13 protein-coding genes are annotated in these 13295 nt (G+C 67.4%); 4 read left to right on the top strand and 9 right to left on the bottom strand.

The window, feature by feature from the left end; translation table 11 throughout:
• Positions 1 to 39 precede the first annotated feature (39 nt).
• The 4 genes from GO592_RS30740 to GO592_RS30725 form a co-directional block, all read right to left on the bottom strand.
• Positions 40 to 429 carry a DUF5313 family protein gene (locus GO592_RS30740; protein WP_005573055.1) on the bottom strand — a complete coding sequence of 130 codons (390 nt, stop codon included), beginning with the start codon at positions 427 to 429 and terminating at the stop codon, positions 40 to 42.
• Between the two features lie 70 nt (positions 430 to 499).
• Positions 500 to 1261 (bottom strand): MerR family transcriptional regulator, encoded by a 762-nt coding sequence (locus tag GO592_RS30735; protein WP_005573056.1) that lies wholly within the window; start codon positions 1259 to 1261, stop codon positions 500 to 502.
• 39 nt (positions 1262 to 1300) lie between these two features.
• Positions 1301 to 3151, bottom strand: a complete 1851-nt coding sequence (locus GO592_RS30730; protein WP_007296296.1) for an AMP-dependent synthetase/ligase — start codon at positions 3149 to 3151, stop codon at positions 1301 to 1303.
• A gap of 50 nt (positions 3152 to 3201) precedes the next feature.
• Positions 3202 to 4521: an MFS transporter gene (locus GO592_RS30725; RefSeq protein ID WP_007296295.1), complete on the bottom strand. Its 1320-nt coding sequence runs from the start codon at positions 4519 to 4521 to the stop codon at positions 3202 to 3204.
• Between the two features lie 71 nt (positions 4522 to 4592).
• Between GO592_RS30725 and GO592_RS30720 the strand changes: the two genes are divergently transcribed.
• Entirely contained in the window at positions 4593 to 5585 is a 993-nt protein-coding gene (locus tag GO592_RS30720) for a GlxA family transcriptional regulator (RefSeq protein WP_007296294.1), read from the top strand.
• On the opposite strand, the gene GO592_RS30715 is transcribed toward GO592_RS30720, so the two are convergent.
• Both GO592_RS30715 and GO592_RS30710 read right to left on the bottom strand, forming a co-directional pair.
• On the bottom strand, positions 5563 to 6981 hold the full coding sequence (locus GO592_RS30715; RefSeq protein ID WP_007296293.1) for a hypothetical protein: 1419 nt from the start codon (positions 6979 to 6981) through the stop codon (positions 5563 to 5565). The two genes, GO592_RS30720 and GO592_RS30715, sit on opposite strands and share 23 nt — an antisense overlap.
• A 6-nt stretch (positions 6982 to 6987) precedes the next feature.
• Complete coding sequence (locus GO592_RS30710) at positions 6988 to 7386, bottom strand: DUF7144 family membrane protein (RefSeq protein ID WP_005257648.1); 399 nt, start codon at positions 7384 to 7386, stop codon at positions 6988 to 6990.
• Positions 7387 to 7552: 166 nt separating this feature from the next.
• Here GO592_RS30710 and GO592_RS30705 point away from each other — a divergent pair, with 166 nt between their 5' ends.
• Positions 7553 to 7960: a DUF7144 family membrane protein gene (locus GO592_RS30705; RefSeq protein ID WP_007296292.1), complete on the top strand. Its 408-nt coding sequence runs from the start codon at positions 7553 to 7555 to the stop codon at positions 7958 to 7960.
• Positions 7961 to 7999: 39 nt separating this feature from the next.
• Here GO592_RS30705 and GO592_RS30700 read toward each other — a convergent pair whose 3' ends face one another.
• Positions 8000 to 8557 (bottom strand): potassium channel family protein, encoded by a 558-nt coding sequence (locus GO592_RS30700; RefSeq protein WP_007296291.1) that lies wholly within the window; start codon positions 8555 to 8557, stop codon positions 8000 to 8002.
• A 173-nt stretch (positions 8558 to 8730) separates the two neighbouring features.
• Entirely contained in the window at positions 8731 to 9513 is a 783-nt protein-coding gene (locus GO592_RS30695; protein ID WP_039950664.1) for an MBL fold metallo-hydrolase, read from the bottom strand.
• A 34-nt stretch (positions 9514 to 9547) separates the two neighbouring features.
• Between GO592_RS30695 and GO592_RS30690 the strand changes: the two genes are divergently transcribed.
• Both GO592_RS30690 and GO592_RS30685 read left to right on the top strand, forming a co-directional pair.
• Complete coding sequence (locus tag GO592_RS30690) at positions 9548 to 11578, top strand: phage holin family protein (RefSeq protein ID WP_007296289.1); 2031 nt, start codon at positions 9548 to 9550, stop codon at positions 11576 to 11578.
• 133 nt (positions 11579 to 11711) lie between these two features.
• The gene (locus tag GO592_RS30685) at positions 11712 to 13061 is read left to right on the top strand and encodes a diacylglycerol/lipid kinase family protein (RefSeq protein ID WP_039950657.1); all 1350 of its coding nucleotides are present in this window, start codon (positions 11712 to 11714) and stop codon (positions 13059 to 13061) included.
• Here GO592_RS30685 and GO592_RS30680 read toward each other — a convergent pair.
• Positions 13028 to 13294, bottom strand: coding sequence for a hypothetical protein (locus tag GO592_RS30680; RefSeq protein WP_007296287.1), 267 nt, complete (start codon positions 13292 to 13294; stop codon positions 13028 to 13030). The genes GO592_RS30685 and GO592_RS30680 overlap by 34 nt on opposite strands.
• Position 13295 lies beyond the last annotated feature (1 nt).

Here is a 13295-nt window from a genome sequence, read left to right as displayed (position 1 = left end):
GTCACCCTCGAAGCGAGAGTGTGATGCATCACGCTGCTGCTACTGGTCCTCGGTGCGGCCGTGGCGGCGCTCGTAGTCCTCGCGCGTGCGGTCGGCGCGACGCTGCGCCTTCGCGCCCAGGAGGTCCGGATCGAGGCCGTGACTGAGCAGACGGTGGCGACGGTAGATGTTCATCAGCGCGACCGCAAAGTAGAGCAGCGGGAGCAGCAGGAGGGCCATCATCGCCAGCGGAATCCAGATCGGACCGGGGATGAGGAGGAACAACGCCAGCACCGCGACGACGGGAAGCATGAAACGGAGGACGTACCGCACCGAGGCTCCCGGCCCGACGAGGTCGTTGCGGACCCAGTCCTGCATCGAATCGGGCAGCGTGCGACCGAAGAGATACCCGACGTACTGACTGGGGCTGGGACGCTGCGCATCGGACATGGTTTCAGGATAGTGCTGACAAACGGAGCGAACTCGACGACGGTGCGTGGTCGAGTTCGCTCCGTTCCCGCTACTGCTGCTCCGCATTCGCGACGATGACGTCCCGGACGTACTGCGCCAGACCGGGGGCGACGTCGTCGTAGTGCCGGCGAAAGCGGTCGTCGGCGAGGTACATCTCGGCGAGGTTCACCTGCATTGCGTGATCGCAGTCGTAGAACCGTTCGATGCCGGCGCGGTGTTCCTCGGCGAGTGCGTTGGCCCGATCGGACCCGGGTTCGACACCGTCGGCCATCGCTTGCGCGAGCGACGCCTCGAATGCGTCTCCCTCGGCCTTGATTCGCTTCCAGTCTTCCTTGCTCATCTTCGCGGACCGCTGCTGGGACTGCTTCCACGCGTCGGTGTCGCCCCAGCGCTCTTCGGCCTCGGCGGCGTACTCCTCGCCCGGCCAGTTGTCGCCGAAGATTTCATTCTGCTCTTCGGGGGTGAGCTGAATGCCCATGCTTTTCGCCTCCATCATCTTCTCCACGGCAGCAGCCATATCGTGTAAGCGATCGATCCGTTCGCTCAGCAACGCGTGCTGTCGCCGTAGATGCGCGAGGGCATCGACGTCCGGGTCGTCGAGGAGGGCTGCGATCTCCTCGAGGGGGAAGCCCAGTTCGCGGTACGTCAGCACGCGGTGCAGACGTTCCACGTCGGCGTCCGAATAGCTGCGGTACCCGCCGGTTGTGCGGTCGGACGGTGCGACCAGGCCGATCTCGTCGTAGTGGTGCAGAGTGCGCACGCTCACTCCGACCAGCCTGGCGACCACGCCGACCGTGTGTTTCTCGCTCACGTCCTCTACCGTGCAGCCTTACGTCGCGTGAGGGTCAACTCAGTTGTAGAGATCTTCGAGTTCGTCGGAGAAATTGGTCATCACGACCTTGCGCTTGAGTTTCATGCTCGGTGTGATCTCGCCGTTCTCGACGGTGAGTTCCCGGTCGAGGATGCGGAACTTCTTGATCTGCTCCCACCGGTTCAGTCCGGCGTTGAGTTCTTCGACGTAACCGCCGATCAGGTTGCGGGTTTCCTGGGCGTTCGCGATCTCGGCGAACGATTTGCCGCCCAGCCCGTGATTCTCTGCCCATTCGCCGATCGATTCCGCGTCGAGGGAGATCAGGGCGACGCAGTACGACTTCCCTTCGCCGTCGACGATGAGTTCACCGACGTAGGGGCAGATGCCCTTGAACGTGGCCGCCACGGCGGAGGGTGCGACGTATTTGCCGTTGGACGTCTTGAACATGTCCTTCTTGCGGTCGGTGATCCGTAGGTAGCCGTCCTCGTCCATTTCGCCGATGTCGCCGGTGCGGAACCAGCCGTCATCGGTGAGCGCTTCGGCCGTGGCTTCGGGGTTCTCGTGGTATCCGCTCATGACGCCGGGACCCTTGATGAGGATTTCGCCGTCGTCGCCGATCCTGGTCTCGGTGCCCGGGATGGCCCAGCCGACGGTACCGAACCGGTAGGCCGACGGGCGGTTGACGAACGATGCGGCACTGGTCTCGGACAGTCCGTACCCTTCGAGGACGACGATGCCGACGGCGTCGAACCATTGCGCGACATCACGATTGAGTGCTGCGGAACCGGAGATGAAGAACTTCAGGCGTCCACCGAACCGTTCGCGAATCGTGCTGTACACCAGCCGATCCGCGACGGCGTGCTGGACCGAGTCGAGTAGCGACGGACTCTTGCCCGCCTGCTTGGCCTTCGACACCCTCAGCCCGACGCCGATGGCCCAGTCGAAGATCTTCTCCTTCACCCCACCTTCCTCGCGCACCGTGGAGACGATCCGCGCGTGCGCTTTCTCGAAGATGCGGGGTGCCGCGCCCATGAACGTCGGTTTGACCACCGCGAGGTTCTCGACGATCTTGTCGACGCGCCCGTCGACCGCCGTCGCGAAGCCGATCTGCAGGGGCAGGGTGAGCAAGACCTTCCCGAACACGTGGGACAGCGGGAGCCAGAGGTATTGCAGGTCGTCGGCGTCGAGGATGCCGGTGGCGTCGATGGCGGCCGCCACGTACGTCCATGCGGAGTGCGACAGCCGCACACCTTTCGGCCTGCCGGTGGTGCCGGACGTGTAGATCAGGGTGGCGAGGTCGTCGGGGCCGATCGCCTCGATCCGGTCGTGCACGGCGTCGGGTGTTTCGGCGAGCAGTTCTTCGCCGAGGTCGTGTAACTGGTCGAACGTGATCACCCAGTCGTCGTCTCCGGGGTCGCCGTCGATCAGGACGACCTTCTCGACGGCACCGAGTTCGCTGCGCTCCTCGCGCAGTTTGGCGAGCTGCGCGTGGTCCTCGGCGAAAACGATGCGGCTGCCGGAGTTGGCGACGATGTAGGCGACGTCGCCTGCGGTGGTGGTGGGATACACCGTGGTGGTGGCCGCGCCGGCGCACATGACGGCCAGGTCGGCGAGCACCCACTCGTAGCGGGTGGCGGAAGCCAGCGCCACCCGCTGCTCGGCCTGCACGCCGAGGACGATGAGTCCGGCCGCGAGGTTGCGTACACGGTCGCCCGCCTCGGACCAGGTGACGCTGGACCACTTCTTCGGGTCCGCCGCGTCGACGTGTCGGAACGCTTCGCGGTTGGGTGAGTGGGCCACCCGATCCACGAACAATGCGGCTACCGACGGAGCCCGATTCTCGATTTTGGAGCGGTCAATGACCTCGTCCGATGCGCGCTGAGCTGCCATGTATCGATCTTAGGAACCGGGACCGCTCGGGGGAGTGGTTTCGGGGCAGGTCAACCGTGCTCGGCCGCCATTGTGCGGGGTCTCGCGGCGATGGCCAGAGACATGACGGCGGCGATCGCGCACAGTCCGCCCGCGACGTAGAACGCGGAGTCGTAGCCGCCGAACTGGTCGCGCACCAGTCCCGCGAGGAACGCCACGATGCCGGCGCCGATCTGGTGCGACGCCAGCACCCAGCCGAACACGATGGGTGCGTCGCCGCCGAAGTGTCTGCGGCACAGTGCGACCGTCGGGGGTACGGTCGCCACCCAGTCGAGTCCGTAGAAGATGACGAACGCGATCATCGGCGGGTGCACGGTGTTCGCGAACAGGATCGGCAGCAGCATCAGCGAGATCCCGCGCAGTAGGTAGTAGATGCCGAGGAGCTTGCGTGAATCGAACCGGTCGGTGAACCACCCCGACGCGATGGTGCCGATCACGTCGAAGATCCCGATCACCGCCAGCAGGCTCGCCGCCGCCGTCACCGGCATGCCGTGGTCGTGCGCGGCCGGGACGAAGTGGGTTCCGACGAGTCCGTTGGTGCTCGCCCCGCAGATGGCGAACGTGCCGGCCAGCAGCCAGAACACCCGGGTCCGCGCCGCCGACACCAGCACCGTCACGGCCCGGCCCGCGGCGCCGCCGCGCCCGGTCGGGGCGGGTGGGGCCGCGACGTAGTCGGGTCCGGCGCCGTACGGCACCGTCCCGACGTCGGACGGCCGGTTGCGCAGGAATACGAGGACCAGCGGCACGACGGCGAGGGCCGCGAACGACACCGTCAGCGCCACGGTCTGCCAGTTGTAGTGCTCGGCGACCATTGCGAGAATCGGCAGGAACACCAACTGTCCGGCGGCGCTGCCCGCGGTGAGGATGCCGGTCACGAGGCCGCGGCGGGCGACGAACCAGCGGTCGACGACGGTGGCCACGAAGGCGAGTGCCATCGACCCGGTACCCAGCCCCACGAGCACGCCCCACAGCAGCACGAGTTGCCAGGTGGCGGTCATGAAGACGGTCAGTCCGCTGCCGGCGGACACCAAGACCAGCGCCGCGGTCACCACCCGCCGCATGCCGAAGCGTTCCATGAGCGCCGCCGCGAACGGCGAGGTCAGCCCGTACAGCACCAGGTTGATGGACACCGCGGCGGAAATGCTCGCCCGCGACCAGCCGAAGTTCTCGTGCAGGGGGTCGATCAGGATCGAGGGCGCCGCCCTGAAGCTGGCGGCCCCCACGAGGGCGAGGAACGCGACGGCGGCGACCAGCCAGGCGTAGTGGAGGCGCGGCGGGCGCGTGTCGGTGAGCGGCGCGGGCGGGCCGGGCGGCGCGATCTCGGAAGTCACCAGGCAAGTCTGGTGGGTGTGCCCTGCCCTGGGAAAGCTGCCAGAATGACAACATGCGAAAGAATCTGGCCATGGTCGAACGCCATCGGGTGGTCGTGCTCGCCCTGGACGGTGTGATCCCGTTCGAACTCGGCATTCCGTCGCGGGTCTTCGGCCGAGCGCACGACGCCGACGGGAACCCGCTGTACGACGTGCAGACCTGCACGGCCGACGGACGGCCCGTGCGTTCGGACGCCGATTTCTCGGTGTCCGTCGATCACGGGCCCGAATTGCTGGCCGAGGCGGACACGGTGGTGATCCCCGCGTCCTACGAACTCGGCCCGGCCTACGACGACGGGCATCTGCCCCCGAACCTGGAGGCGGCTCTCTCCTTCGTTCGGCCCGGCACGCGCTACGTCTCCATCTGCACCGGCTCCTACATCCTCGCCGCCGCGGGGCTCCTCGACGGACTGCGTGCCACCACACACTGGCGCAACGCCGAACATTTCCAGCGCACCTATCCGCAGGTCCGCGTCGATCCCGACGTGCTGTTCGTCGACGAGGGGCACATCCTCACGTCGGCAGGCGTCGCGGCCGGACTCGACCTCTGCCTCCACATCGTGCGCCGCGACCACGGCTCCGAGGTCGCCAATCAGGTGGCGCGCCGATGTGTCGTCCCACCGTGGCGCGACGGCGGGCAGGCGCAGTACATCGAGCGGCCGATCCCGGAGACCACGGCCGAGTCCACCGCGGCCACCCGGGAGTGGGCGCTGGATCGGCTGGGTGAGTCACTGACGCTGAGCCGAATGGCCGCGCACTCGAACATGAGTGTCCGCACTTTCACGCGGCGGTTCGGTGAAGAGGTCGGCACCACCCCGAACCGCTGGCTGATCACTCACCGGGTCGACCGCGCGCGGCAACTCCTCGAGACCACCGACCTGTCCGTCGACGTCATCGCACGCGAGGTCGGTTTCGGGACGGCGGTGTCACTGCGCCAGCACATGGGCGCCGTGCTCGGCGTCCCACCGTCGGCGTATCGCAGAACGTTTCGGGTCCGGGCGCTCAAGACGAAGGCACCGGCGTAGATCCCGAGTCCTCCTTCGTCCCGTCGTCCTGCGCGGTGGCCGTGCGGGCCGGGCGGATGAGCAGTTCGAGTGCCGCCAGCGCGAGGAGGGCAACGAACACGATCCACAACACGACCAGTCCGGTGGGGTAGCGCCAGAACATCAGCAGCAGAGCCGCGACGCCGATGATGGCGCAGCGCAGCGGAATTCGGAGTTGGTACGCCCACCGTTCCACCTCGTTCGGCGGTCGGGCGGCGCCGGACTTGCGGGCGAAGTCCAGTGCCTGCCCATAGCCGCGACGCACGGCGGTCGCGGACGCCGAGCCGCCGACGAGGAAGGCGCCGATCGCGATCACCAGACCGAGGACGGCGACCGCACGCAGGCTCGTCCGCAGCGGTACCAGGACGGTATCGATGACCGCTGCCGCCGCGTCGGGCGACAGGATGTCGGGTGGGACGCTGTCGAGGTAGATGGCGCGTCCGACGAGAATCCCGATCGCGAGGACGAGCATTCCCAGGGCGATGGAGAGGCCGGCGAGGGAGAGCGCGCGCAGCCGTCGGCCACTGGGGGCGACGGCGACCGCGGCGGCGGCGCAGGCGATTCCCAGCCACGGCAGGATGGCCGACGCCTTGTCGAGAGCATTGACTGCGCGCTGCGCCTTCACCAGTTCGGGGGACTGGAACAGCACGAATTGTTTGTCGACCGCGGGGATCTTGTCGGCGAACGCGAAACCTCGCTCGGTCAGCGCGGCCTTCACATTGTCGATGACGGTGCCCAGAGAGATGCTGACGGTGCCGCTCTGGTCGACCTCCACCGAGCTGAGACCGTAGTTCCCGGTCATCACCGCCACCAGCGCGTTGTGCGCCGAACGGTTCGCCTGGATCCAGAGGTCCTCGAACTGTTGGGACTGCACGAGCGAGCTGACGGTGTCGTGGACGAAGTTCTTTGCCTGGCTGGTGATCACCGGTGCGAGGCCGACCACGGCCGCGTCCAGCCGGGGAGCGTTCGCTGCGAGATTCGAGACGTCGGTCAGTGCCTCGAGTGCGTCCTTGGTGAGCCCCTCGACGTCGACTCGGGTGAAGATCTCGTCGGTGATCTGGTTCGTGATGTCCGCCTGGAGGGCCGGATTCGCGCCGAGGGGGGCGACCGTGCTCACGTAGCGGTCGGTGTCGAGGATCTGACTTCTCGTGAAGCGTGCGGTGACCGACGCGAGTGCGAGAACGGCGACCAGGACCAGCAGAATCGTGACGGCCGTCCAGCGCAGTCCGTTCCGGGGTGGGCGGGCGACCGGTTCGGTCGGAACACCGGCGGCGGCGCCCGCGGCCTGTCCGCGCAGCGTCGCCACCTCTTCGCGCAACCGGAGGAGTTCGGTGCGTTCGTCCTTGTCGAGTGGGCCGGTACTCGTGCCGTCTTCCATTGCGGATCAGATCACTTCGGGGTTCCAGGTGGCGACCGCCCAGATCACGACGGCGTTCAGCGCGATGATCGTGATCGCCCACACTGGGTAGTAGGGCAGCCACAGGAAGTTGACGAAGATCGACAAGGCGCACAGCACCATCGCGCCGACACGTGCCCAGGTCGCCCCGGTGAACAGTGCGACACCGACGGCCGCAACGATCACGCCGAGCACGAGATGAATCCATCCCCAGGTAGTGACATCGAATTGGTAGGTGTACTCGATGCCGACGACGATCACATCGTCCTTGGCTATCGCGGAGATCCCCTGGAAGAACTCGAGTACGCCGACGGTGACGAGAAGAACCGCCCCGCCCATCGACGTTCCCTTTGCCACACCTTGCTTGACCAGCGATTCATCGGACATGACCGTTCCTCTTTCGTCACCGTACGAAATGAACTGGCGTAAGTAAGTATCCTCCGTCGGTTCGCCCTTTGTCTGGAAGATGCCCGGACGTACGTGTATTGACCTCGCTCTACGCGGCGACGGAAAATATTTGCAGGCCAATGTATGTCTGGGAAGGGGGATCGCGATGACCGACGAGTCGTTGGTCAAGCAGGGGGTCGCGGCCGCGACGTCTATGGTGGCGGCGATAGTTTTGCTCACTATCGGAATTCTCCATGTGCTCTCGGGCATCTCGGCGCTCATGCAGGACGACCTCGTCGTCGCCGGCCCCGAGTACATTTACCAGTTCGACACGACCGCATGGGGCTGGATTCACCTGGTGCTCGGTGTGATCGTTGCGGCCGTCGGTGTCATGTTGTTCACCGGGGCGACGTGGGCCCGTGTCGGCGCCATGGTGATTTGTGCTCTCTCGATCCTCGCCAATTTCCTGTGGCTGCCCCACTACCCGTGGTGGTCGGTCGTGATGATCGTGCTGGACGTGTTCGTGATCTGGGCTGTCGCGACATGGAGGCCGGGCTACGAGGAGCGGCTCTAGGTCGCAACCCGTAGAGTGCCGGCTCGCGTTCCGTTGTCACTACGCCGACGAGTCACGGGCGATCCCGGGGTTCCGCCGCCAGCGAACCGAGGCCGTCAGCACACGGATGCCCAACGAGATGAGGATCAGATTGCCGATGATCTGTGCCGACACCACCGCCCGCGCGGCCTCCGTGGAGGCCACGATGTCACCGAACCCGACCGTGGCGAACACCGTCAAGGTGAAATAGAGGGCGTCGAGGCGGGTCAGCGCTTCGTTGAAGTTGTCCGGCCCCGAGTACGAGAGCAGAAAGTACGTCGTGGCGTAGGCGACGAGGTAGACCCCCACGGTGACGGCCAACGCCTCCACGGCCTGCGCGACCGGGTACTCGGCCCGCAGCACCCTGCGGATCTGCCAGACGTACACCGCGCAGACCACAGCGAGACCACCGATCACCAGGGATACGGTGCGCAGGTTGTCCACCGTGGTGAAGGGCAGCAGGAAATATGCGCTCACCAGCACCACCGTGGCGCACACCGGGCGCAGCACCGCCGGCACCAGCACACGCACCCGCGCACGTCGGGAGAGACTTCGCACACCGTCCTCGGCCACCGTCACCGCCCGTTTCTCGTCGTCGGCTGCGCTCTGATCCGTTCGGATCCCAGGTCGAGACCGCCGGATCACCACCCTCCAGTTTCCGCCGATCGCGGAGCCGACCAGAGCACATTGGCCGTCTTTGTACTCCGGAGCGCAAAGACTCGTCGATCGTCAGGGTTTCAGGGCAACCGAGTTCACACGCCGAGTTCGTCACCCGGATGCAACTCCACCGCAACAACACCCGCCCGCTCGGCGTGGTGGACGAACTCGGCGCCCGGACCGAAGAACAGCCGGGGGCGCACGGCGTCGAGGCCGACCGGCCACAGCGTGCCGTAGTGGATCGGCACCGCCAGTTCCGCCTCCACCAGACGCGCGACGACCGCGGCCCGAGACGGGTCGAGGTGACCCTTGCCGAGTGTCGGACCCCAGCCCCCGACGGGTAGCAGCGCGAGGTCCACGGGGCCGACGTGGTCGGCGAGATCCGGGTACAGGTCGGTGTCACCGGCAAAATAGGTCCGCCGGTCCCCCTCGACGACGTACCCGATCGCGGGCGCGAGCTCCGGGCCGCGCCGCCAGCGCCGTCCGTCGTGTCGGGCGGGCACGGCGCGCACGGTGACCTTGCCGATCCTCGTCTCGTCGCCGGGCCGCAGCAGCACCAGGCGGTCGGCGAACTGGCGCAGCGCGGGCAGGCCGTCGACCGCCCGCCACGGGGCCACGATCGGAACGTCCGGATCGAGCAGCCGCAGCGACGGCAGATGGGCATGGTCGGCGTGCAGGTGCGAGAGCAGGACGGCGTCCGGGTTACGCACGTGCGGTCCGGTCGGCGCGGGGCCTCGTCGGCGGCGTAGGTGCGCGACGCGGTCGGTCAGCACCGGATCGGTCAGGACGACCGTCCCGCGGTCCACGATCAGCGCGCTGGCATGTCCGAGCCAGCGCACACCGGCTGCGGCGGCATCCGGCCACGGCGTTGCGCTCACACCCTTACGATTCCAGATGACGAAAGGCGGTGCGATGCGCACGGTGGGCGGCGTGGTGCGGGTCCTCGTCGAGTTCTTCGTGCTCTGGGGGTCGTCGGCGCTCGCGCTCATCGTGCTCGACCGCATCCTCGGCGGCATCGCCCTGGACCGGTCGAGCTTCGCTCCGCTACCGGCACTCCCGGCCGCGCTGGTGCTCGCGTTGGTGTTCGGCCTGCTCAACGCCGCGCTGTGGCCGGTGATCATGCGGTTCATGTCGTGGATCGGCCCGGTGCTGCTGTTCGTCGGGGTATTCCTCGCCGGCGGACTGATCATGCTGTTGACGCTGTACCTGGTACCGGTCGCGTCGGTGGACCAGCTGAGCGATGCATTCGTCCTCGCGGCGTTGCTCTCGCTGTTCACTTCCGTGGTGTCGGGCGCGATCGCGTCCCGCTCCGATACCGCGTACCGACTGATGCAGGTGCGTCGACAGCGGTTCCGGTTGCGTCGCAACGCTGCCCTCGTGGACGCGACCCCGGGGCTTTTGTGTATCCAGATCGACGGCCTCGGTTACGACGTGCTGCGTCGTGCGATCGCCGACGGCGTGACGCCCGGGCTGGCGAAGTTGGTGCGCGAGACCCACCGGCTGGTGCAGTGGCACACCGACTGGAGCAGCCAGACGGGTGCGACCCAGCTGGGCGTGCTGCACGGTTCCAACCACAACGTGCCGGCGTTTCGCTGGTACGACAAGACGACCGAGCGTATTTCGGTGTTCAGCAACCCGGCCGACAACGAGCAGCGCGAACTCGAACGAACGGACATTCCCGGCCTGCTGGCGCGCGACGGTGCGAGCCGCGGCAACCTGTTCACCGGCGGCGCGCACGACAACGTGCTCGTCGTCAGTCGCATGCGCGGCGCCCGCCTCGGCGGCGGTGCCGGCTACAGCGACTATTTCGCCGACCCGGCGAGCGCGCTGCGCACGTTCATCCGGATGTTCGCGGAACTGCAACGGGAATTACGCCAGTCACTGCGGCAGAAGCGAAAGGACATCCAGCCTCGGGTGCCGCGGGGCGGGGTCTATCCGTTCGTGCGGGCGTTCGCGACCGTGCTCGCCACCGACGTCGCCGTCGCCGCGGTGGTCGGCGATCTGATCAAGGGACGCAGTGTGGTCTACGTCGACCTGATCGGCTATGACGAGGTGTCGCATCACTCGGGCATTTCCCGGCCGGAGACCCTTGCGGTGCTGACCAAACTCGACGACGTCGTCGAGATGGTGCTCGCCGTGGTGGAGCAGGCCGATCGGCCCTACCGCGTCGTCGTGCTGTCCGATCACGGGCAGAGTCAGGGTGCGACCTTCCTGCAACGGTACGGGGAAACCTTGGGGCAGTTGGTCATCCGGCTCGCCGCACAGCGCGAACTGGTCGCGGTGAAGCGCCACTGGTACGAGCGCGAATCCGGCGTCTCCCACCAGCCCGGGGCTGAGGGGCGCGGCTACGCCGCAGCGAGCGTGCACTCGCCGACGGCCGGTGAGGAGGCGCACGCCTCCGCGGGCGAGCCGATCGTGCTCGGCTCCGGCAATCTCGGTCTGGTCTACTTCCCGCACCTGCCCGGCCGCGCCGATGTAAATGCGATCGAGGCTGCCCATCCCGGGCTGCTCACCGGGCTGCGTGAGCATCCCGGGGTCGGCTTCCTGCTCGTTGCCGCCCCGGGCGGGTCCGTGGTTTTCGGGCCCCGCGGCCAGGTCGACGTGACGACCGGCGAGGTCACCGGCGAGAACCCGCTCGCGGTGATGGGCCCTGACGCGCTGGCAAAGGTGCGACGCACCGACACCTTCGACAACGTTGCCGACATCATGGTCGGTGGCGCGTACTGGCCCGAGACCGACGAGGTCGCGGCGTTCGAGGAGCAGGTCGGGTCGCACGGTGGAATGGGCGGACCGCAGAGTACTCCGTTTCTCATCTACCCCGCCGACCTGCCCGCACCGCCCGACCCGCTGCGCGGGGCCGAGGCCGTGCACACGGTGCTCGCCGGCTGGCGGGATCTTTCGGCGGGACCGCGCGCACGCGACCTATCGGGCACCGGCCCTTGACGGCTGGCGAAGACCCGCAGCCCAAGACGTGCAATGTGCTGCGATCGCCTCCGGGCACGGCGGAAGATGGAATTACGACGGGAAGTCGGACCGTTGTGAGTAAGTACGCGCCGCCGTCGAGGGGGTAGGTCACGTGAACAGATCAGGCATCCCCGATACCGGCGACCGTGGCCGGCGGTGGTGGGCCCGTGTGGCGTTCGTGTTCGCCGTCGGTGCGGCGGCGGTGCCCGTGCTGTTCGCCGGGTTGCTCGGCACCGTGGCGTTGCTCATCGTGGGGGCCGGTGGCGTCGTGGTCACGGTGGCAGCGTTGTACTGGTTCCTCACCCGGCGCGGGGTGCTCAGGTGGATCTCGCTGGGGGTGGCGATCGTCGCGCCGATCGTCGTGCTGACGCTGTTCATCCGCGCGCACCTGCTGTGGGTGGTGCTGCTCGCGTACGTGCTCGCTCTGCTGGCCGTCGTCTGCGCCCGCGCCGCTTTGCGTGGCAGACGTGCGGAGATGACCATGCCCGAATACGTTGCCCCGCCCGCGCAGCACCCGTTCCTGATCATGAATCCGCATTCCGGTGGCGGGAAGGTCGCGAAATTCGACCTGAAGCGCAGAGCCGAAGAGTTGGGCGCCGACGTCGTGCTGCTCGAAGGGCCGGCCACCGTCGACGTCACCGCACTGGCCCGGCAGGCGGTCGCGAAAGGGGCCGATCTGCTGGGGGTGGCGGGCGGAGACGGGACCCAGGCGCTCGTAGCGGCGGTCGCGGCCGAACACCACCTGCCGTTCCTCGTGATCAGTGCCGGTACCCGCAACCACTTCGCGATGGATCTCGGACTCGACCGCGCCGATCCGACCCGATCGCTGGACGCACTCCGGGACGGTGTCGAGCTGCGCGTCGACCTCGGCACCATCAACGGTCGAACATTCGTCAACAATGCCTCGTTCGGGGTCTACGCCGAGATCGTGCGCAGTCCCGCATACCGCGACGACAAGGCCGCGACAGTGCTGACGCTGCTCCCCGATCTGCTCACCGGGCACGCCGGCCCTCGATTGGTCGCGCGGATCGGTGAGACTGCCGTGGAGGGACCGCAGGCGGTCCTGGTGAGCAACAATCCCTACGGCAACAGTGATCTGGCGGGTCTGAGTCGCCGGGACCGTCTCGATCGCGGCGTCCTCGGCGCGGTCACCCTGTCGGTGGCGAACACCCGGCAGGCGGTCGGTCTGCTGCGCCGCACCAACGTGCGCGGCCTGACGCAGGAAACGTCGATGGAGGTGGTCGTAGACGCCGACACACCGGAGATCCCCGTGGGAGTCGACGGCGAATCCCTCCTGCTCCGCACTCCGGTGCGGTGCACCATCGAACCGGACGCCTTGCGGGTGCGGGTGCCCAGGACGAGGCCCGGGGTGCGTCCCGCTGCACCGGCGTTCGATTGGGTTCGACTGTGGCGGACGGCGTTCCGACCTCATCCCCCGTCCGGGTCGGCGCCCCGAGACTGAACTCGGGAGCTGGTTCTCGATCGTTCGGCAATGCCGTCGCTCTTCAGGATCACGTAGATCAGTGCCGACACGAACGGAACGAGGAGCAGGAAGCACACCCAGAACGCCTTCATCCACCCCGAGGTCCCTTGGTCGCGGAACAGGTCGGCGCTGATCGCGAACAGCAGCAGGAGATACGCCAGGAACGCGAAGGCGATGGCACCGAGCCAGAAGATCGTCCAGAAGGAATCCATG

Source organism: Rhodococcus sp. 21391, assembly GCF_016772255.1.
GTDB lineage: Bacteria > Actinomycetota > Actinomycetes > Mycobacteriales > Mycobacteriaceae > Rhodococcus_F > Rhodococcus_F opacus.
This window is presented reverse-complemented; position numbering and strand designations above follow the sequence as displayed.